Here is a 20,708-nt window from a genome sequence, read left to right as displayed (position 1 = left end):
TCGCCTCTCTTTCGTGAGTTTCGAAGGGGCGTGATGCCGGCGGGGTCGTCCGGGGCCGGGAAGCAGCGGGCGGCCCTGCATCACGCAGGGGGGTCAGGAAGCGCGCTTACGCGCGGGGAGCGGCTTCAACGCCGCGAGCGGGTGCACCCCGGCCACGGCGGGGGCGGGTGCCGGCTTCGCCAGCGGCCCGTACGACGGCTCGTGGTGATGCATCTGGTCGATGCGCTCCAGGTCGGCGTCCGTGAAGGTGACGACCCGGCCCTTCTTGCTGTGCGGCAGCTCCTTGATGTGCCGCTGGAGCCAGGACTTCTCAACCCGCAGTGCGGCGGCGGCCTCGTCGTAGTCGTAGATCGTCACGCCGACGCCTCCTCGACCGGCTGCACGAGCGCCGCGTACGCCTGCACCGTCGTCGTACTCCGGCACACCGGCTCGAAAACGACCAGCAGGTCGACACCGAGCCGCTGCGCGAGCGCCATGGCCTTCTCCTCCGGGAGGGTCTTCTGCTCCCCGGTGAGGAGGCTCCCGACTGTTCCGTGAGCCACCCCGGCGGCTCGGGCCAGCTGCCGCCCAGTGACAGGGGAGCCGTTGCCCGTGCGCCGCATGAGCTGCCGGAACAGGTCGGTGTCGACGAGGCGGTACATGGTCGTGCGGTCTCTCATGTTCACCTCGGTGGATGGTCCGTTCATTTCGGTGAATGAGTAGAGCATTGCACAGCCTGAACGGAACGTCCATCTCAATGAACGGTGTTACGAAAACAAGACATCACCCCCGTGCGCCCTAGCGCGCGCCGTCCATCGTGGTGGACACTGCGTTCAGCATGTGAAACGTGTGTGGCGCGCGAGCAGCACGAGAGCGCGCGCCACGGGCTACGCCAGATGGACACCCCACGGCCCATTTCGCGCACAGGAGTGGCAGGATGATCACCATGGCCGCGCAGGGAGCAAGCACGCGCCTGTCCGACCTCGTCGCCGACAGGCGGGCAGAGCTACGACTCAGCCTCGTCAAACTCGCCGAGCGCTGCATCGACCCCGAGACAGGCGTTCAGGAGTGGAAGGTTGGTCGGCTCCACCGGCTCGAACGCCGTGAAGCCATGGAAGCGATCACGGTCGAGCAAATCCGCGCACTCGCGGCCGGCCTCCAGTGCGCCGTACGTGAGGTCCAAGACGCCGCAGGGGAGCAGTTCTTCGGCGTGGAGACGGTCGAGGTCGAGGATCCGCACGCCGAGCGCGTCCGCATCCTGGCCCGCCGCGCGAGTGACCTGTCCTCCGAAGACCTGGAACGCCTGATCACGATCGCGCAGAGCTTCTCGGTGCGCCACGACGGCAAGTAGTACGACTTTCCGCTTCGGCCTTGGCCGAGTGTGACCGACGTGGCATCATCTGTGATCCGCCTGGGGGGCGCAAAGTTGGCACGAAACGCACACCGAACATCTACACGCGTACATTCGAACGCGCGTGCGTATAAGGTGGGCGTGCCCAAGGCGAGGGGGTTCGATGGAGTCAACGACGACTACTGCCACGAACGGGATCTTCCAGATCGTGCCCGCGGCGGCCTACCCCGCCACTGCGGACCCAGTCATCTACGTCGAGATCGACGGCAGCCCCACCGTGCTCATCCGCGAGGGCACCACTCTGGAAGACGCCGTCGCCGAACTCAACCGCACCGTCACACACCTCGTACGCCACGGCATTTGGCAGCTGGCAGGCGACGGCGACACCAAGCCGCCGTCGCACCTGCGCCACGTCAGCTGACCTGCGGCACCAGCGCCAACCTCTGCGCCGGGGCGACCACCGGGGCCATCGCAGCCTCCACCGCGGCCAGCACATCATCCGCCAGGTCGTCCACCAGGTGCCCGTACCGGTCCACCGTGGTCTGGATGCTCTCGTGCCCTAGCCGAAGTTGAATCGCGGGGAGCGGGATCCGGCCATTGATCAACCACGCCACATGGGTGTGTCGAAGATCGTGGATCCGAGGCCGTTTCGGCAGACCCTTCGCGACCGCGGCCGCCACGGCCGGCTGCCACTTGCGGTGGTAGAAGTTGCTGTGGCGCCACGCCCCGCCCTGCGCCGCCCGGAACACGAACGCCTCCGGCGGCATCCCCGTGACCTGCTCGCGCACCACGGCGGCCTGGTCCGGGGTCAGGAAGATCCTACGGCGGGCCTTCTTCGTCTTCGGCGGCCCCAAGAAGAACGACGCGTCACTTCCTGCCTTCGCCTTCTTCCACGCCCTGTGCACGTCCACATAGGGCCGTGGCGCGGTCAGGTTGCAGTCCCGCACCTGCACGGCCGACGCCTCGCCCCAGCGCATCCCTGTGCCCACGAGCCAGTCCGCGAGGAGCCGCGCCGCCGGGTCCCGGATCTCCGCTGCGACTCGCGCGTACTCGTCGCGTTCGAGGAAGCACATCTCCTCCTCAACGTGGTCGTCAACCCGAGGCAGGCGCGACCCCTTGCACGGGTTGTCGGTGCGGAGCTGCTGGTGCTTGCTGTCGACCGCGGCCTGCATGACACAGAACAGCAACCCGTGCCGGTTGCGGATGCTCTTCGGGTCCGCCGGCGGCCGGAGCCATTTCCCCTTCGCGCCGTCGGGCGCAGGCTCTCCGGTCTCCTCGGCGCGAACCCAGTCGGCAACGTCGTCGGAGGTGATGTTCGCGATCGAGGCGGGCACCGTGGTGCCGGACGCCTGGGTGTGGTGGATCAGGGTGAAGTGGAGGCGGATTTCGCGCCGGTAGTCCTCGCGGGTGCGGTCGTCGATGCCGGTCAGGCGGTCGACGTAGCGGTTCGCGTAGTCGAGGAGCGGGGCGTCGTTGGGGACCTCGGCTTCCTCGACGAACCCCTCGCCGCGGACCCAGCCGGGCGGCCACTGCTGCTTGTGGAGGTTGACGAGCTGCTTGAAGGTCTCGGCGGATTCAGGGTCGGCGAAGCGTTCGGTCTGTACAGGGCCGTTCCCGCCGCCCAGGCGCCATTTCACCTGGAAGGTGGTCTCGCCGTTCTTCTTGGGGCGTTCCACGATGCTGGCCATGGCCCCGGACGGTAGTCCGTTTTGAGGGGGTGCGGGAGGGGGTTGTGTTCCCGCGTTGTTCCCAAACTCCGGGCATGAACAAGGGCTGACCTGTTTTTCCAGGTCAGCCCTTGATCAACCAGGGTGAGTGACGGGACTCGAACCCGCGGCATCCTGGACCACAACCAGGTGCTCTACCAGCTGAGCTACACCCACCATCGGCGGCACGTCCCCCCGGTGATCTTGCCGGGGTGGCGTCGCCTCGAAAAGTGTACAGGGTGGCGAGGGGTGGTCGCGCCCTGCTTTCGCACGGGTCCTGCGGGGGCCGGGGCGGTGCCCCGCCGGGGCGGTGCGCCGCCCGGGTCAGTGCGCCGCCGGGCCCTCCGCCGGGAGGACGTGGCGGGCGGCGATCGCGCGGGCCGTGTCCGTGTCGGGGCCGGGCTGCGGGACGAAGACGGCCTCGCGGTAGTAGCGCAGCTCGGCGATCGACTCGCGGATGTCGGCGAGGGCGCGGTGGTTGCCGTTCTTCTCGGGGCTGTTGAAGTAGGCCCGCGGGTACCAGCGCCGGGCCAGCTCCTTGACCGAGGAGACGTCCACGATCCGGTAATGCAGGTGCTGCTCCAGCGTGGGCATGTCACGCGCGAGGAAGCCGCGGTCGGTGGACACCGAATTCCCGCACAGCGGCGCCTTGCGCGGCTCGGCGACGTGCGAGCGCACGTAGTCGAGCACGATCCGCTCGGCCTCGGCCAGGGCCATCCCGCCGGCCAGCTCGTCCAGCAGGCCGGAGGCGGTGTGCATGGCCCGGACCACGTCCGGCATGGTGTCGAGCGCCTCGGCGGGGGGGCGGATCACGACGTCCACCCCCTCCCCGAGCACGTTCAGCTCCGAGTCGGTGACGAGGGCTGCCACCTCGATCAGCGCGTCCTGCGCCAGTGACAGCCCCGTCATCTCACAGTCGATCCACACCATCCGGTCGTTCATGCGTCTCACCCTACGGGGCGGTCACGTGGTCCCGGCAGTGCGGCGCCCAGACCGCGTGCGCCACGCAGCCGGGAGCGGGCGGGCCCGTCCTGCGGCTCGCCCCGCCCCGGCTGGTCGGGGACGCGCGCGGCGTACGCGTCGCTCTCCGGCTTGCCCAGTGGCGCGAGCACCTGCGAGACCGGCGGGTGGTGCCCCGCCGGCGCCGCCGCCCCGGCCGGCGCGGGGCCCCGGCGCAGCGCGGACAGGTCGGCGGGCGGCGGCTGCCGTTCCGGCTCGTCCTGCGGCCTGCGGGCCCGGTAGGCGGCCCGGTAGGACGCGGGGGAGGAGCCGAGCTGCCGCCGGAAGTGGCCGCGCAGTGCCACCGGGGAGCGGAAGCCGCAGCGGCCCGCGACCTCGTCCACCGAGTAGTCCGACGTCTCCAGCAGCCGCTGCGCCTGGAGCACCCGCTGGGTGATCAGCCACTGCAGCGGCGCACTGCCGGTGAGCGAGCGGAAGCGGCGGTCGAAGGTCCGCCGGCTCATGTACGCGCGCGCGGCCAGCGCCTCCACGTCGAACTGCTCGTGGAGGTGCTCCAGGGCCCAGGCGACGACCTCGGCGAGCGGGTCGGCGCCGATCTCCTCCGGTAAAGAGCGGTCCAGGTGCCGCTGGCCGGTCTGCCAGTCGGACCGGCGCGGCGGCACGACCAGCCGGCGGGCGAGCGCCGCGGCCGCCTCGCCGCCGTGGTCGGTGCGCACCACGTGCAGGCACAGGTCGATGCCGGCGGCGGTGCCGGCGGACGTCAGCACGTCGCCGTCGTCGACGAACAGCTCGCGCGGGTCGACGTGCACGGACGGGTAGCGCTTGGCGAGCGTGGGCGCGTACATCCAGTGCGTGGTGGCGGGCCTGCCGTCCAGCAGCCCGGCCGCGGCCAGCACGAAGGCGCCGGTGCACAGGCCGATGATCCGGGCGCCCTCCTCGTGAGCGCGGCGGATCGACTCCAGCGCCTCGGGCGGCGGGGCCTGGGAGATCGACCGCCAGGTCGGCACGACGACCGTGCCGGCCCGGGAGAGGGCCTCCAGGCCGTAGGGCGCGGTCAGTTCGAGACCGCCGGTGGTGCGCAGCGGTCCGTCCTCGCCGGCGCAGACCAGGAGCCGGTAGCGCGGCACCCCGGCGTCCTGCCGGTCTATCCCGAAGACGGACAGCGGTATGGAACTCTCGAAAATCGGGCCACCGCTGAACAGCAGCACCGCGACGACTTCCGGTCGCCGGCGCGCGGAGAGCTTACGGATGGCGCGAGGCGATGCCGATGGTGCCTGCGACGGGCTCTCCGTCGCCGTAACGGAACCGGACTCCTGGCTCATGGAGCTCAAGCCCCCCTCGAATCGACGCGTCGTCACCTCGGTCCTGCACGTACCCCCCGCGCGGCCACCCAAGATCAAATCTACTGTGTCAGGTGGGGCGTCAGTGACGTCATTGTCACCTGACGGCAAATCGACAAGACAACGTGGCGTAAAGCATTCGATCACGAAGCGTTTCACTCGTTGCGCGCTGAGGGAAGTACGCCTCCCGTCACTTCGGCCACGCAGTGCGTCACCCGCGACACGCCGCATCGTAGAACCGCAGGTGACAGGGGTGTTAGCGGGCGTCCATCCGAACGCCGGTGCATGGCCCGGAAGTTGGCCGAAAATCGACCTTCAGGAGCGGGGGGCGCGTACAACGCGCCGGTGCGCGCGCGGGGCGGCTCCCGGGCGCGCCGCCAACTGGCGCACGGAACGGGTGAATCCGGTGGATATCCCGTGGCAGCAGCGGGTATGACCGTCTCACGGCGCGCGGCCGCCCGCGGGTGATCCGATGCGCCCCCGGGATGCTCCGGTGCGCCGCGCCGTGCGGCCGGTTGGCGGGATGGCGTTGCGCTCGCGGCGCCGCTCCGGCATTCTCCTGGGAACTCCGGGTACGTGACCGGTGGAGACGCTGCCGAACCTGTGCAGGCGGTCCTTACAGCCGTACTCTGGAGAGAGCGGGACGGGAAGTGGCGAACTGGCCCAAACCGGCCGGTCCGGCGGACCGACCCGCACGACCCGTCCTGTCCGCTGCTCGGCGCGTCAGCGCCGCCCTCGCCGAGAATCCGCATCATGGCCGGTCATGACTTCCCCGAGCCCGCCGATCGCAGGCCGCTAGCCGAATCGGCCGCGGCGCTGCCCGAACAGGCGCCCGCCCGGCATCCTTGCGATCCGGCCTTCCGGCACGGTGTCGTCGTCGGGTTCGACGGGTCCGTCTCCAGCGAGCGCGCGCTCGCGTACGCCGTGGGCATGGCCCGCAGGACGGCGTCCGCTCTGATCATCGTGCATGTGGCCAACCGGCTGCCGGCCACGGTGTGGGCGGGCTGCGAGCCGCCGGTCTTCGTCGACGTCCCCGACCACCGCACCGAGGTGCTCGGCCTGGAGCTGGCCTGCTCGGACCACCTCGCCGAGATCTCCTGGGTGCTGGTGGAGCGCGGCGGAGACATCTGCCACGAGCTGGAGGAGGTCGGCCGGGAGTACGAGGCCGACGCCATCGTGGTCGGCGGCACGCACGGGCTGGCCGGGCGGATCTTCGGCTCGGTCGCCGGGCGGCTCGCCCGCCGGGCGCAGCGCCCGGTCGTCGTCATCCCGTAGGAGTCCGCTCCTGGCGTGACAGTCACCCGTTCAGCCGTCACTCGTCCGGGTGGGGTTCGCGCGCGCCCGGTGCGGCTACTCCAGGGTGACGGACTTCTACTCCACGGTGACGGACTTCGCCAGGTTGCGCGGCTTGTCGATGTCGCGGCCCAGCGCGAGGGCGGTGTGGTAGGCGAAGAGCTGGAGCGGGATGCCCATGAGGATCGGGTCCAGCTCGTCCTCGTTCTTGGGCACCACGATCGTGTGGTCCGCCTTCTCCTGCACCTGGTGCGCGACCGCCAGGATCCGGCCGTTCCTGGCCTTGATCTCCTCCAGCGCCGCGCGGTTCTTCTCCAGCAGGTCGTCGTCCGGCACGATCGCGACGGTCGGCATCGACGGGTCGATCAGCGCCAGCGGCCCGTGCTTGAGTTCGGAGGCCGGGTAGGCCTCGGCGTGGATGTAGCTGACCTCCTTGAGCTTCAGCGACGCCTCGCGCGCGACCGGATAGCCGCGGACCCGGCCGATGAACAGCATCGAGTGCGCGTCGGCGTAGGACTTGGCCAGCTGCTTGATGTCCTGCTCGGTCTTGAGGATCTCCTCGATCTGCGCCGGCAGCCGGCGCAGCCCCTCGATGATCCGCCGCCCGTCGGTGACCGACAGGTCGCGCACCCGGCCGAGATGCAGGGCCAGCAGCGCGAAGGCGACGACGGTGTTGGTGAAGCACTTGGTGGACACCACGCAGACCTCGGGCCCGGCGTGCACGTACGTGCCGCCGTCCGCCTCGCGGGCGATGGCCGAGCCCACGACGTTGACCACACCCAGCACCCGGGCGCCCTTGCGCTTGAGTTCCTGGACGGCCGCCAGCACGTCGTACGTCTCGCCGGACTGCGACACCGCGACGTAGAGGGTGTCGGGGTCGACCACGGGGTTGCGGTAGCGGAACTCCGAGGCGGGTTCGGCGTCCGCGGGGATGCGCGCCAGCTCCTCGATCAGGCCCGCGCCGATCTGCCCGGCGTGGTAGCTGGTGCCGCAGCCGAGGATCTTGATGCGGCGCACGCTGCGCGCGTCGCGCGCGTCCATGTTGAGGCCGCCCAGGTGGACGGTCGCGAACCGGTCGTCGATCCGGCCGCGCAGCACCCGGTCGACCGCCTCGGCCTGCTCGAAGATCTCCTTGTGCATGTAGGTGTCGTGGCCGCCCATGTCGTACGACTCGGCCTCCCACTCCACCGTGGTCGGCGTAGCCGTCGTCTGCGAGCCCTCGGTGGTGTAGGTGCGGAAGTCGTCGGCCTTGAGAGTGGCCATCTCGCCGTCGCCGAGGGTCACGACCTGCCGGGTGTGGGCGACGAGCGCGGCCACGTCGGAGGCGACGAACATCTCCTTCTCGCCGATCCCCAGCACCACGGGCGAGCCGTTGCGGGCCACGACGATCCGGCCGGGGAAGTCCTGGTGGAGCACCGCGATGCCGTACGTGCCCTCGACCGACCGCAGCGCCTCGCTGACCTTCTTCTCCAGCGTCTCGGCGGCGGACCGGGCGATCAGGTGGGCCAGCACCTCGGTGTCGGTCTCGGAGGTGAAGACGACGCCCTCGGCGGTGAGCCGGACGCGCAGCTCGGAGGCGTTGTCGATGATGCCGTTGTGGACGACTGCGACCTTCTCCTCGCCGTCCAGGTGCGGGTGCGCGTTGACGTCGCTGGGCGCGCCGTGGGTGGCCCAGCGGGTGTGGGCGATGCCGGTGGTGCCGGCGAAGCGCTTGGGGATGCGCGACTCCAGCTCCCGCACCCGGCCCTTGGCCTTGACCGTCCGCAGCTCGCCCGACCTGCCGGTGATGACCACGCCGGCCGAGTCGTAACCGCGGTACTCCAGCCGCTGCAAGCCCTCCAGCAGCAGTGGGGCCACGTCACGCTTGCCGATGTACCCGACGATTCCGCACATGAGCCGTCCGTCCCTCTCCGTCGTCCTGCGCTTGTCCCTGAAGCTCTGCTTGCCCTGGTGCCCGGGTCTTCTCAGCCGTAGACGATGCGGCGCAGCTGGCGCTGGGAGAGCGCGGCGGGCGCGACCGCGCGGTGCGGCAGCTCCTCGCCGATCCGCGCGAAGATCTCCGCGTTGACCAGGCCTTTCGCCTGGAGCTCACGGTGTCTGCGGCGGACGAACTCCTCCGTCGTCTCGTCGAAGTACGCCAGGACGTCCAGGACGACCCGGGACGCCTCGCCGCGGTGCAGCGGCGTGGTGCGCACCAGGTGGTCGATCAGGTCGTCGTACGGGGTCCGGCGTTCGAGCACCCGTTGATACTGGTGTGATGATCTTTGCTTTGCAAGAATCCTGCCCGATTTCGGGCAGAAAGGTGGGTCTGGAACGGCCAAAGGGGTGATGGTGGACGCGGGAAAGTCATATATCGGGTCAAATGGTTTCGCGGTCGGTGCGGTGGGGACGGTGGGGTGCGAGGGGGTTCGTGAGCGTGCCGGCGAACTGGAGCGCGGCCGACGGATCGGCCAGGTCCACCATCCGGCGGTTGTTCCTGAGCTGGAGCCGGTTGAGGCAGGACAGCGCGAAGCTGTCGGCGAAGAGGTCGTGCCGCGCGAAGCGGTCGGCGAGGTGGGGGTGCGCCTGCTGGTAGTCCGCGACGCATTCGGCGACCGTGCGCCAGAAGGCGTCCTCGTCGAGCACGCCGCGGGTGTGCAGGATGGCGCTCAGGAAGCGGAGGAAGCAGTCGAAGACGTCGGTGAAAACCGCGAGCACGCGTTCCTCGTCGGGCACGTCGGCCGCCCGTATCCGCTCGGCGGCCGGGGGCAGCGGCAGATCCGGGTCCATGACCATGATCTCCTCGGCTATGTCCTTGAAGACGGCCCGCTCGACGGTGCCGCCGTCCGCGCCCAGGACGAGGATCACGTTCTCGCCGTGCGGCATGTAGGCCAGGCCGTACGCGTAGAGGCTGTGCAGGACCGGGACGAGGTAGGCGTCGAGGTAGCGGCGCAGCCAGCGGGCCGGGGGCAGGCCGGAGCGGGCGATCAGGGCGGCGGCGAAGGAGTCCGTTCCGCGGTCCGGGGCGTCCGGGCCGCCTGGGCTGTACGAGCCGGCTGAGCAGACTGAGCCGTCTGCGCTGTTCGAGCCGTCCGAGCTGTTGCCGGTGTGATCGTCGGCTCGGGCGTCGGCGTCGGCGTGGGGATGGGTGTGGGCATGGGCGTCGGCGTCGGTGTGGTCGTCGGTGTGCAGCAGGGCCGCCATCGTCACCGGGGTCTCGCCCGGCGCCAGCCCCGCCACCGGGCTCTCCCGCCACAGCGCGGCCAGCATCATCCGGTACGGCGACCCGTGGGCGGTCGCGGCTTCGTAGCCGCGGTGGTGGTAGCCGACGGCGGCGCGCTCGCGGATGATCGAGAAGCGCGCGGCCTTCAGTGTCGGGTCAGCGGCGATCAGGCCCGCGAGCCAGTCGTTGATCGCCGGGGTGCCCGCCATGTACGCGGCGGACAGGCCGCGCATGAAGCCCATGTTGAGGACGGAGAGCGCCGTCTTCACGTAGTGCCGCTCGGGATGGGACGCGTTGAAGAACGTACGGACGGACTGCTGCGCGAGGTAGCCGTCGTCCCCGGGCCCGAGCGGGACCAGCCGCCCGGCGGCCACCTCGCCGGCGAAAGTCACCGAGAGCTTGTGCTCCCACTGCCAGGGGTGCGCGGGGAGCAGGACGTACGCAGCAGGGTCCAGGCCGCGCGCGGCGAGCGTGCCGCGCAGCCGGGCGTACTGCACGGTACCCAGCTCGGCCGCCATGAAGTCCCGCTCGGCCACGCCCTCTCCCGCGCTGAAGACCGCGTGGTCGCGGTGGGCCGCGAGCCAGAAGAGCCGTACGGGCGCGGCGGCCTCCGGCGTGTAGCGGCGGTGGTCGCAGGAGCCGAAACCGAGCCGGCCGCTGTTCGCGACGAAGCAGGGGTGGCCCTCGGTCATCGCCGCCTCGACGGCCTGGAAGCCGGTGGTGGGCAGCTCGGCGGCCGTACGGGCGCGGGGCTCGCGCGGGCGGCCCCGGAAGGCGGTGGCGGAGAGGGTCGCGGTGATCTCCTCCAGGTAGACGGGGAGGATGTCGTCGCTCAGGCCGAGGGTGCTGCGCAGGCCGGTGAAGAAGGCGAGGGCGTCGGGTTCGGCTTCTTCACCGGACGGGGTGTGGCGGGTGAGGGAGGCGGGGTCGACCTGCCAGTGGTCGAGGGCGAGGCGGCGGGCGGTGAAGCGGTGGGCCGTGCGGCCGTCGTCGGAGGTGACCTCGTAGCGGGCGGGCCCGTCCGGGGCGGCGGGTGCGGGGCCCAGGCGTACGGGCTCCAGGAGGCGCTCGTGGGCGAATTCACCGAGGGCCTTGGCCAGCAGCCGGCGGGTGGCGCGCTGCCAGGCGCCGGGCGTGAGGTGGTCCACGGCGGCGGGGACGTACGCGGCGGGCCCGTCGCGCGTCGTGGGTGCGTACGCGCCGGCGTCGTCGCTGGTCGCGGGTGCGTACGCGCCGGCCTCGCCGTTTGTCGAGGTGGCGGTCATCGGGTGGCCTCGAAGCGCTCGCGGGTGCAGATGCTGAGCAGCGCGTCCTTCTCCGGTTTGACGACCGTGCCGACGATCTCGAAGCCGACGGTCGCGTTGAGCCGGTGCACGGCGGTGTTGCGTACGTCCGGCTCGACGACCACCCGGCGGGTCGCCGGATCCGCGAAGAGCTCCGCCAGGACGGCCCTGATCACCGCGCGGGTGAAGCCGTGCACGGGGGCGTCGGCGGGCGCGACCAGGAAGTGCATGCCGACGTCGCCGGGCTCGGCCGGGTAGAGCCCGGCGAGTTCGACCCGCGCGGGGTCGTACCGCTCCATGACGCACACCGGCTCGCCGCCGTGGAGGCCGAGGAAGGCGTCCTCGTACGGGGCCGCGGCGATCTCGGCGTACGCGCGCTCGACGTCCTCCCGGGTCGCGTCGCCCATCAGCCAGAACGACGCCTTGGGGTGCACGACCCAGCGGTGCAGCAGCGCTGCGTCGGCGCCGGGGTCCACGGGGCGGAAGACGAAGCGGGCCGGGGCGGGGGTGCCGGGCCCGGCGGGGGCGGGTTCGGCAGGGGCGGCGGGTTCGGGCGGTTCCGCGGTGGTCGATTCGGGGGCGGTCATGCGGTGAACTCCTGGAAGGCGATCGCGGTCTCCACCCGGTAGTGCTCGCGGCCGAGCAGCTGCCGGATGATCCGCGAGTTGCGGTAGGCGGCCATGCCGAGGTCGGGGGAGGCGAAGCCGTGGGTGTGCAGCTCGGCGTTCTGCACGAAGATGCCGCTGCCGGTGACGTCGATCGCGTAGTCGCGGGTGACGTCGTAACGGCCCTGATCGTCGTGCCGGACGCGGTCCAGGACGGGCGTGAGGAAGCCGGGCACGCGGTAGCGGTAGCCGGTGGCGAGCACGAGACCCTCGGTCGTGAGGGTGTGGTCGACGCCCTGCTCGTCCTGGCGCAGGCCGAGGGTGAACGCGCCGGGCGCGTCCGGCGTGTCGTAGGCGGCGTGCACGAGTGAGGTGTTGGTGAGCAGCCGGGCGGGGACCTTGCCGCGCCGGCTCTTGACGTAGAGCAGGTCGAAGATGGCGTTGATCAGCTCGGAGTTGATGCCCTTGTAGAGGTTCTTCTGCCCGGCGTTGAGGCGGTCGCGGGTGCCGGGGGGCAGGGCGTGGAAGTAGTCCACGTACTCCGGGGAGGTCATCTCCAGTGTGAGCTTGGTGTATTCGAGCGGGAAGAAGCGGGGGGAGCGGGTCACCCAGGTGAGCCGGTAGCCGTGGGTGTCGATGTCCTGGAGGAGGTCGTGGTAGATCTCCGCTGCGCTCTGGCCGCTGCCCACGACGGTGACGCTGCCCTTGCGGCGGAGCTGCTCGCGGGCCGGGAGGTAGCCGGAGGCGTGCACGGCGCCGCCGCCCAGGCCCTCGCACGCGGGCGGCAGGTAGGGGGGCGTGCCGGTGCCGAGCACGAGGCGGGGGGCGCGGAAGGACTCGCCGGTGTCCGCCGTCACGGTGTAGAGGCCGTCGGCCTCGTCGTACGTGACCTCGGTCGCGGTCCTGCCGAAGCGGATGGAGGGGATGCGGGCGGCGGCCCAGCGGCAGTAGTCGTTGAACTCCTCGCGCAGGGGGTAGAAGCTCTCGCGGATGTAGAAGGCGTAGAGGCGGCCGGATTCCTTGAGGTAGCTGAGGAAGCTGAAGGGGGACGTCGGGTCGGCGAGGGTGACCAGGTCGGAGAGGAAGGGCGTCTGGAGGGTGCTGCCCTCCAGGAACATCCCGGAGTGCCAGTCGAAGTCGGGCTTGCTCTCCAGGAAGACGCCGTCGAGGCCGTCGATCGGCTCGGTGAGGCAGGCCAGGCCCAGGTTGAAGGGGCCCAGCCCGATCGCGACGAAGTCGGCGGTGGTGTCGCGGGGCCTCCGGGGCTCAGGACGCGTGGACAAGGGATCCTCCTACCTGGCCGTCCTGGCCGTCCTGGCCGTCGTGGCCGGCGTCCTGGTCGGCGGCGTGGCCGGCCAGCAGATCGAGGACCTCGGCGATGTCGGCGGGCGTGGTCAGCGGGTTGAGCAGGGTGAACTTGAGATAGTGGCGGCCTGCGACCGTGGTGCCGGACACGACGGCCGCGCCGGATGCGGAAATGGCCTTGCGGGCGTACAGGTTGGCGCGGTCGACGGCAGCGGGGTCGGGGCTGCCGCCGACCGGTTCTGGCGGCAGCCAGCGGAAGACCAGGGTGGAGAGGGCGGGCCTGGCGGCCACCTCGAAGCGCGGGTCGGCGTCCAGCAGCTCCCAGCCGCGCCGCGCCAGGTCCAGGACGTCGTCGAAGAGCGTGCCGATACCGTCCGCGCCCATCACGCGCAGGGTCATCCACAGCTTGAGCGCGTCGAAGCGGCGGGTGGTCTGGAGCGACTTGTCCACCTGGTTGGGGATGCGCTCGGCGGCGGCGCGGCGCGGGTTGAGGTAGTCGGCGTGGTGGGTGGCGTGCCGCAGGGCGGTCCGGTCGCGGACCAGCAGGGCGCTGGAACTGACGGGCTGGAAGAAGGACTTGTGGTAGTCGACGGTCACGGAGTCGGCGTGCTCGATGCCGTTGAGCAGCCGGCGGTGGCGGTGGGAGACCAGTAGCCCGCAGCCGTACGCGGCGTCGACGTGCAGCCAGCTGCGGTGCCGGGCCGCCAGGTCGGCCAACTCGGGGAGCGGGTCGATGGAGCCGAAGTCGGTGGTGCCGGCGGTGCCGACGACCGCCATCGCGGTGAGGCCGGAGCGGCGGCAGCGGTCCAGCTCGGCTTCCAGGGCCGGGACGGAGACGCGCTTGGCGTCGTCCGCGGGCACCGCGACGACCGCGTCCGCGCCGAGTCCGAGCAGCCGGGCGGCTTTCTGGACGCTGAAGTGCGCGCACTCGGAGGTCAGCACGCGCAGCCGGTCGGGAGCGGCGCCGCGGCCGAGCGCCTCTTCGCGGGCCAGCAGCAGGGCCTGGAGGTTCGACTGGGTGCCGCCGCTGGTGAAGACGCCGTCGGCGGCCGGGCCGAGGCCGAGCCGTTCCGCCGTCCAGCCGATCAGCCGGCGCTCGATCAGGGTGGCGCCGGCGCTCTGGTCCCAGGTGTCGAGCGAGGAGTTGACCGCGCTGAGCACCGCTTCCGCCGCCACGGCCGGGATGACGACGGGGCAGTTCAAATGGGCCAGATAGCGGGGATGGTGGAAGTAGACGGCGTCCCGGAGGTAGACCGACTCCAGCTCTTCCAGCGCCGCGGCCGTGTCGCCGAGCGGCCGGTCCAGGTCGATCGCGTCGATACGCGGTGCGAGCGCATCGGGGCGGACGCCGGTGAACGGCCGGTCAGCGGCGGCCAGTGCCGCCGCCACCCGCTCGACCCCTTGGAGCACGGATGTGCGGTAGTGCTCCGTGGTGGTGCCGTTGAGCAGGTGTGCGCGCATGAAGGGGCCTCCCGATGGATCATGAATTAGGTAAGCCTAACCTAACTTCGATCCATCGGGTGCCCGACGCACGGAGTGGGCTGTCCGCGCGCCCGGCTTGGCCGGATCTCCTCAGTCCCACCGGCCCCGGAGGGTGCCCGCCGGTGTGCCGACCCCGGCGTCCCGCCCCGGGTCTCAGCCGGCCAGCCCCAACTCCCTTGCGATCAGCATTCGCTGCACCTCACTCGTCCCCTCGCCGATTTCCAGGATCTTGGAGTCGCGCCACATCCGCGCCACCGGGTAGTCGTTCATGAAGCCGTAGCCGCCGTGGATCTGCGTGGCCTCGCGGGCGTTGGTCACGGCCACCTCGGAGGAGTGGAGCTTGGCGAGCGCGGCCTCCTTCTTGAACGGCTCCCCGTGCACCAGCCGGGACGCGGCGTCCCGCCACGCCAGCCGCGCGGTGTGCGCGCGCATCTCCATGTCGGCGAGCTTGAACTGGATCGCCTGGTTGGCGCCGATCGGCCGGCCGAAGGCCTCCCGGGTCCGCGCGTACGCCACCGACTCGTCCACGCAGCCCTGCGCCAGCCCCGTCGCCAGCGCGGAGATCGCGATCCGCCCCTCGTCGAGGATGCGCAGGAACTGTGCATAGCCGCGGCCCTGCTCGCCGAGCAGATTCGCCGCCGGGACCCGGCAGTCGGAGAAGGACAGCTCCCGGGTGTCCGAGGCGTTCCACCCGACCTTGCTGTACTTCTTCGACACCGTGAAGCCCGGTGTGCCGGACGGCACGATGATCGACGAGATCAGCGGCCGCCCGTCGTCCGTCCGCCCCGTCACCGCGGTCACCGTCACCAGCCCGGTGATGTCCGTGCCGGAGTTGGTGATGAAGCTCTTGGTGCCGTTGATCACCCACTGGCCGGTGCTCTCGTCGAGCCGCGCGGTGGTGCGTGTGCCGCCCGCGTCCGACCCGCAGTCCGGCTCCGTCAGCCCGAAGGCCCCGAGCATCTCGCCCGAGCACAGCTTGGGCAGCCACTCCTGCTTCTGCTCCTCGGTGCCGAACCGGAAGACCGGCATCGCCCCCAGCGACACCCCGGCCTCCAGCGTGATCGCGACCGAGGAGTCCACCCGGGCGATCTCCTCCAGCGCCAGGCCCAGCGCGAAGTAGTCCCCGCCCATCCCGCCGTACTCCTCCGGGAAGGGCAGCCCGAACAGCCCCATCCGCCCCATCTCCCGCACGATCTCGTACGGGAACTCCTCCTTCTCGTAGAAGTCGCCGATCGCCGGGGCGATCACCTCGCGGGCGAACTCCGCGACGGTGACGCGCAGCTCCTCGTACTCGTCGGACAGCCGGTGGTCGATGGTCATGGCTACTGCTCCCGGTGGGTGAGGGCGCGGACGGTACGGGACGGGCTCGGCCGTCCCAGCTGCTCCGCCATCCAGACGCTTGTGGCGCCGAGGCGGCCGAGGTCGACCCCGGTGTCGATGCCGAGCCCGTGCAGCATCCACACCAGGTCCTCCGTGGCGAGATTCCCGGTGGCGCTCCTGGCGTACGGGCAGCCGCCGAGCCCGCCGGCCGAGGCGTCCACCACGCTGACGCCCCGCTGGAGGGCGGCCAGCGTGTTCGCCAGCGCCTGCCCGTAGGTGTCGTGGAAGTGCACAGCCAGCCGCTCGACCGGAATCGGCCCGCCTGCACCGGACCGCCCGGCGCCGCTCCACTCCGCGTCCAGCCGGCCGGGACTGCCGGGACTGCCGGGTTCGCCGGTTCCGCCTGATCCGTCCGATCCCGTCAGCTCGTCCAGCAGCGCCGCCACCTGCCCGGGCGTCGCCACCCCGATCGTGTCGCCGAGGCTCAGCTCCGTGCACCCCATCGCGTACAGCCGCCGGGCCACCGCGGCGACCTGCGCGGGCGGCACCGGGCCCTCCCACGGATCGCCGAAGCACATCGACAGGTAGCCGCGCACCGCCAGCCCCTCCTGCCTGGCCCGCGCCACCACCGGCTCGAACATCGCCAGCGACTCCGCCACCGTCCGGTTCAGATTCGCCCGCGCGAAGGACTCCGTGGCGCTGCCGAAGACCGCGATCTCCCGCACTCCCAGATCGAGCGCCCGCTCCAGGCCCCGCTCGTTGGGCACCAGCACCGGCAGCCGCACCGCGGGATCCCGCCCCGCCAGATCGGCGAGCAGCGGCATCAGCTCGGCGGCATCGGCCAGTTGGGGCACCCAGCTGGGCCGCACGAAACTCGTCGCCTCGACCGTCCCCAGCCCCGCGTCCGCCAGCCGGTGCACGAACTCCGCCTTCACCGCGGTCGGCACCACCGCCTTCTCGTTCTGCAGCCCGTCCCGCGCCCCCACCTCGTGAATGCGCACCGCCCGCGGCAGCCCGTCCGCCCGCACCGCCGCCGGCAGCCCCAGCTCCAGCACCCCGGGCTCCGCCGCGCCGCCCGCCGCCACCTCTTCCGCCGCCCTCACGATGCACCCCCGGCCGCCGCGTCCCGGCCCGCGTCCGCCCCGGGACCGGCCTCCGCCGCGCCCTCAGGGCCACCCTGTCCCTGCCCCGCCGGGGTCACCACGGCCAGCACCTGGTCCATCGCCACGGCCGTGCCCACGGCGACGTCGATCTCGGCCACCGTCCCGTCGTGCGGCGCGGTGATCACGTGCTCCATCTTCATCGCCTCGACCACCAGAAGGCTCTGGCCCGCCACCACCTCGTCGCCCTTGGCGGCCTTCACCACCGTGACCGTCCCCGGCATCGGCGCCGTCAGCGCACCGCCGCCCGCACCCAGCGCCGCGCCCCGCAGCGCCTCGGCCACCGGGTCGTACGGCCGCACCCGCCAGCCGTCACCCTCCCGCCCGAGCCATTCGCCCGCGTGGGAGAAGGTCAGCACCCGGTCCGCCAGCTCCAGCCGCACCCGCCGGCCGTCGACCGCGATCCGGGCCGGCACCGCCGGCAAGTCGCCGATCCGCACCTCGCCCGGCCGCACCCGCACCTCCACCGGATCACGCCCCGGCACCCGCAGGTGATGCACCGTCCAGGCCGGCTCGCCGCCGAGCCGCCAGCCGCTGGGGACCGAGAAGGGGTCCGTCCAGCCCTCCGGACCGGGCCGCGGTGCCAGGGCTTCGTGGCGCAGCAGCGCCGCCGCCGTGTACACCTCCGGCGGCACCTCGGACGGCACCAGCCGGGCCGCCTCCCGGTCGATCAGCCCGGTGTCCAGATCCCCTGCCACCACCGCCGGATGGCCGAGCAGCCGCCGCAGGAAACCGGTGTTGGTGTCGAGGCCCAGCACCTCCGTCTCCGCCAGCGCCGCCCGCAGCCGCCGCAGCGCCGTCTCCCGGTCGGGTCCGTGCGCGATGACCTTGGCCAGCATCGGGTCGTAGGCCGTGCCCACCTCCGTGCCCTCCGCGAGCCCGGAATCCACCCGCACCCCGGGCCGCCCCACCGGCTCGCGCAGCGCCAGCACCCGCCCCGCCGAGGGCAGGAAGTCGACCCGCCCGTCCGCCGGCCGCGCCGTCTCCGCGCACACCCGCGCCTCCACCGCGTGCCCGCTGAGCCTGACGTCCCCCTGCGCGAAGTCCAGCCGCTCGCCCGCCGCCACCCGCAACTGCCAGGCCACCAGATCCAGCCCCGTCACCAGCTCCGTCACCGGATGCTCGACCTGGAGCCGGGTGTTCATCTCCATGAAGTAGTACGCGGACGGATCGGCGCCCGGCACGATGAACTCCACCGTCCCCGCGCCCGTGTAGCCGCACGACCGGGCCGCCTGCACCGCGGCCTCGCCCATCGCCGCCCTGGTCACCGCGTCCAGCAGCACCGAGGGCGCCTCCTCGACGACCTTCTGGTGCCGCCGCTGGAGGGAGCACTCGCGCTCGCCCAGATGCACCACCCCGCCGTGCCCGTCGGCCAGCACCTGGATCTCGATGTGCCGCGGCCGGTCGATCCAGCGCTCCACCAGCAGAGTGTCGTCCCCGAACGACCCCAGCGCCTCCCGCCGGGCGGCCGCGATCTCGTCGGCCAGCAGCGCGGCGTCCCGCACCAGCCGCATGCCCTTGCCGCCGCCGCCCGCCGAAGGCTTCAGCAGCACCGGCACGCCGATCTCCCGCGCGGCCTCCGCCAGTTGGGTGTCGGTCAGCCCGCTGCCCTGGCTGCCGGGCACCACCGGCACCCCGGCCGCCCGCACCGTCTCCTTCGCCCGGATCTTGTCGCCCATCAATTCGATCGCGGCCGCGGGCGGTCCCACGAAGGCCAGCCCCGCCTCGGCGCACGCCCGGGCGAAGGCGGCGTTCTCCGCGAGGAAGCCGTAGCCGGGGTGCACGGCCTCGGCCCCGGCGGCGAGCGCGGCGCGCACGAGGTCGGAGGCGGACAGATAGCTCTCCACCCGCACCGCGGTGTCGGCCTCCCGGACGTGCCGCGCCTCGGCGTCCGCGGCGGTGAAGGCGGCGGCCGACCGCATCCCCAGCTCGCGCAGCGTGCGGATGATCCGTACGGCGATCTCGCCCCGGTTGGCGACCAGCACGGTGCCGAAGGCGGTGGGTCCGGCGAGCCGGGGGCGGGCCCGACCGGCGGCGTTGGAATCGACTGTGCTCATCTCGGCCTCACATCCGGAAGACGCCGTAGCCGGGCGCGGCGGGATCGGCGGCGGGCAGCGGGGCGTTGGCGCAGGCGGTGAGCGCCAGGCCCAGCACCGTGCGGGTCTCCAGCGGGTCGATCACCCCGTCGTCCCAGAGCCTGGCGGTGGCGTAGTAGGCGTTGCCCTGCGTCTCGTACTGCTCTCGGACGGGTTTCTTGAAGGCTTCCTCGTCCTCCTCGCTCCACTTCTCGCCGGCTGCGGCGAGCTGGTCGCGCTTGACCGTCGCGAGCACCGAGGCGGCCTGCTCGCCACCCATCACGGAGATCTTGGCGTTGGGCCACATCCACAGGAAGCGCGGGCTGTACGCCCGGCCGCACATCGAGTAGTTGCCCGCCCCGTAGGACCCGCCGATCACGACGGTGAGCTTGGGGACCCGCGCGCAGGCCACGGCCGTGACCATCTTGGCGCCGTGCTTGGCGATGCCGCCCGCCTCGTACTGCCGGCCGACCATGAAGCCCGAGATGTTCTGCAGGAAGAGCAGCGGGATGCCGCGCTGGTCGCACAGCTGGATGAAGTGGGCGCCCTTGAGGGCCGATTCGCCGAACAGGATGCCGTTGTTCGCCACGATCCCCACCGGGTGGCCCGCCAGCTGGGCGAAGCCGGTGACCAGGGTCGTTCCGTACTCCGCCTTGAACTCGGCGAACCGGCTGCCGTCGACCAGCCGGGCGATCACCTCGCGCACGTCGTAGGGGGTGCGGGAGTCGACCGGCACCACCCCGTAGAGGCCGGCGGGATCCACGGCCGGCGGCTCGGCCGGCCGCAGCGGCCAGGGCGGGGCGGGGCGCCGGGGGAGGGTGGCGACGATGTCCCGCACGATGCTCAGCGCGTGCGCGTCGTCCTCGGCGAGATGGTCGGTGACCCCCGAGATCCGGGAGTGCACCTCGCCGCCGCCCAGTTCCTCGGCCGTGACCACCTCGCCGGTGGCGGCCTTCACCAGCGGCGGCCCGCCCAGGAAGATCGTGCCCTGCCCCCGGACGATCACCGCCTCGTCGCTCATCGCCGGGACGTACGCGCCGCCTGCGGTGCACGATCCCAGCACGGCCGCGATCTGCGGGATGCCGCGGGCGGACATGGTGGCCTGGTTGTAGAAGATCCGGCCGAAGTGGTCGCGGTCGGGGAAGACCTCGTCCTGCCGGGGGAGGAAGGCGCCGCCGGAGTCGACCAGGTAGACGCACGGCAGCCGGTTGTCGAGGGCGACCTCCTGGGCGCGCAGGTGCTTCTTGACCGTCATGGGGTAATAGGTGCCCCCCTTGACCGTCGCGTCGTTGGCGACCACCACGACCTCGCGTCCGGCCACCCGGCCGATACCCGCGATCACCCCGGCGGCCGGCGCCTGCCCGTCGTACATCCCCTCGGCGGCCAGCGGTGCCAGTTCGAGGAAGGGCGAGCCGGGGTCGAGCAGCCCGTCCACCCGGTCTCTGGGCAAGAGCTTCCCCCGCGCCGTATGTCGGGATCTGGCCCTCTCCCCACCGCCCAGGCGCGCGGCCGCGAGCGTGTCGCGCAGGTGCGCGGAGAGTGCGGTGTGCGCGGCCGCGTTGGTGCGAAACGCCTCGGATGCCGGATCCGCGGTAGTGGTGAGGACGGGTGCTGCCATGGTTCTGCCCCCCCGGTGATGCGAGCGAG

18 protein-coding genes and 1 tRNA gene are annotated in these 20,708 nt (G+C 71.9%); 3 read left to right on the top strand and 16 right to left on the bottom strand.

Annotated features, from left to right (window positions below):
* Positions 1-93: 93 nt before the first annotated feature.
* The gene (locus IH54_RS0109285; RefSeq protein ID WP_031514763.1) at positions 94-357 is read right to left on the bottom strand and encodes a helix-turn-helix domain-containing protein; all 264 of its coding nucleotides are present in this window, start codon (positions 355-357) and stop codon (positions 94-96) included.
* On the bottom strand, positions 354-659 hold the full coding sequence (locus IH54_RS0109280) for a helix-turn-helix domain-containing protein (protein WP_031514762.1): 306 nt from the start codon (positions 657-659) through the stop codon (positions 354-356). The genes IH54_RS0109285 and IH54_RS0109280 overlap by 4 nt, the downstream gene beginning before the upstream one ends.
* Before the next feature lie 257 nt (positions 660-916).
* Here IH54_RS0109280 and IH54_RS0109275 point away from each other — a divergent pair, with 257 nt between their 5' ends.
* On the top strand, positions 917-1,330 hold the full coding sequence (locus tag IH54_RS0109275) for a hypothetical protein (RefSeq protein WP_031514761.1): 414 nt from the start codon (positions 917-919) through the stop codon (positions 1,328-1,330).
* A gap of 163 nt (positions 1,331-1,493) precedes the next feature.
* Positions 1,494-1,751 carry a hypothetical protein gene (locus IH54_RS0109270; RefSeq protein WP_159011722.1) on the top strand — a complete coding sequence of 86 codons (258 nt, stop codon included), beginning with the start codon at positions 1,494-1,496 and terminating at the stop codon, positions 1,749-1,751.
* Here the strand turns inward: IH54_RS0109270 and IH54_RS0109265 are convergent.
* The 4 genes from IH54_RS0109265 to IH54_RS0109250 form a co-directional block, all read right to left on the bottom strand.
* The gene (locus IH54_RS0109265) at positions 1,744-3,018 is read right to left on the bottom strand and encodes a tyrosine-type recombinase/integrase (protein ID WP_031514757.1); all 1,275 of its coding nucleotides are present in this window, start codon (positions 3,016-3,018) and stop codon (positions 1,744-1,746) included. The genes IH54_RS0109270 and IH54_RS0109265 overlap by 8 nt on opposite strands.
* Positions 3,019-3,140: 122 nt before the next feature.
* Positions 3,141-3,213, bottom strand: a tRNA-His gene (locus tag IH54_RS0109260).
* A gap of 147 nt (positions 3,214-3,360) precedes the next feature.
* Complete coding sequence (gene orn / locus IH54_RS0109255; RefSeq protein ID WP_031514756.1) at positions 3,361-3,978, bottom strand: oligoribonuclease; 618 nt, start codon at positions 3,976-3,978, stop codon at positions 3,361-3,363.
* Positions 3,979-3,983: 5 nt separating this feature from the next.
* Entirely contained in the window at positions 3,984-5,318 is a 1,335-nt protein-coding gene (locus tag IH54_RS0109250) for a helix-turn-helix domain-containing protein (protein WP_078862053.1), read from the bottom strand.
* 771 nt (positions 5,319-6,089) lie between these two features.
* On the opposite strand from IH54_RS0109250, the gene IH54_RS0109245 reads away from it, so the two are divergent.
* Entirely contained in the window at positions 6,090-6,611 is a 522-nt protein-coding gene (locus IH54_RS0109245; protein WP_031514753.1) for a universal stress protein, read from the top strand.
* 96 nt (positions 6,612-6,707) lie between these two features.
* On the opposite strand, the gene glmS is transcribed toward IH54_RS0109245, so the two are convergent.
* The 10 genes from glmS to IH54_RS0109195 all read right to left on the bottom strand — a co-directional run bounded on the left by glmS (position 6,708) and on the right by IH54_RS0109195 (position 20,679).
* Positions 6,708-8,522 (bottom strand): glutamine--fructose-6-phosphate transaminase (isomerizing), encoded by a 1,815-nt coding sequence (gene glmS, locus IH54_RS0109240; protein WP_031514751.1) that lies wholly within the window; start codon positions 8,520-8,522, stop codon positions 6,708-6,710.
* Between the two features lie 71 nt (positions 8,523-8,593).
* Positions 8,594-8,869, bottom strand: a complete 276-nt coding sequence (locus tag IH54_RS0109235) for a hypothetical protein (protein ID WP_031514749.1) — start codon at positions 8,867-8,869, stop codon at positions 8,594-8,596.
* Positions 8,870-8,987: 118 nt separating this feature from the next.
* Positions 8,988-11,096 (bottom strand): IucA/IucC family protein, encoded by a 2,109-nt coding sequence (locus IH54_RS46655; RefSeq protein ID WP_063762269.1) that lies wholly within the window; start codon positions 11,094-11,096, stop codon positions 8,988-8,990.
* Positions 11,093-11,701, bottom strand: coding sequence for a GNAT family N-acetyltransferase (locus tag IH54_RS0109225; RefSeq protein WP_078862052.1), 609 nt, complete (start codon positions 11,699-11,701; stop codon positions 11,093-11,095). The genes IH54_RS46655 and IH54_RS0109225 overlap by 4 nt, the downstream gene beginning before the upstream one ends.
* Positions 11,698-13,002 carry a lysine N(6)-hydroxylase/L-ornithine N(5)-oxygenase family protein gene (locus tag IH54_RS0109220; protein WP_052397234.1) on the bottom strand — a complete coding sequence of 435 codons (1,305 nt, stop codon included), beginning with the start codon at positions 13,000-13,002 and terminating at the stop codon, positions 11,698-11,700. The genes IH54_RS0109225 and IH54_RS0109220 overlap by 4 nt, the downstream gene beginning before the upstream one ends.
* Positions 12,986-14,485 (bottom strand): pyridoxal phosphate-dependent decarboxylase family protein, encoded by a 1,500-nt coding sequence (locus IH54_RS0109215; protein WP_052397233.1) that lies wholly within the window; start codon positions 14,483-14,485, stop codon positions 12,986-12,988. Before IH54_RS0109215 ends, IH54_RS0109220 begins: the two co-directional genes overlap by 17 nt.
* 174 nt (positions 14,486-14,659) lie before the next feature.
* A complete protein-coding gene (locus IH54_RS0109210; protein WP_043180348.1) occupies positions 14,660-15,820 on the bottom strand; it encodes an acyl-CoA dehydrogenase family protein in 1,161 nt (386 codons plus the stop codon).
* 8 nt (positions 15,821-15,828) lie between these two features.
* Positions 15,829-16,929 carry a hydroxymethylglutaryl-CoA lyase gene (locus tag IH54_RS0109205; RefSeq protein ID WP_420711728.1) on the bottom strand — a complete coding sequence of 367 codons (1,101 nt, stop codon included), beginning with the start codon at positions 16,927-16,929 and terminating at the stop codon, positions 15,829-15,831.
* Entirely contained in the window at positions 16,926-19,043 is a 2,118-nt protein-coding gene (locus IH54_RS0109200; protein ID WP_078862051.1) for an acetyl/propionyl/methylcrotonyl-CoA carboxylase subunit alpha, read from the bottom strand. The genes IH54_RS0109205 and IH54_RS0109200 overlap by 4 nt, the downstream gene beginning before the upstream one ends.
* 7 nt (positions 19,044-19,050) lie before the next feature.
* A complete protein-coding gene (locus tag IH54_RS0109195; RefSeq protein ID WP_031514735.1) occupies positions 19,051-20,679 on the bottom strand; it encodes a carboxyl transferase domain-containing protein in 1,629 nt (542 codons plus the stop codon).
* Positions 20,680-20,708: the final 29 nt, after the last annotated feature.

This window comes from Streptomyces sp. NRRL F-5123 (genome assembly GCF_000721495.1).
Classification (GTDB): domain Bacteria; phylum Actinomycetota; class Actinomycetes; order Streptomycetales; family Streptomycetaceae; genus Actinacidiphila.
Note: the sequence above shows the minus strand (reverse complement) of the source record. Positions and strands in the feature narration are given on the sequence as shown.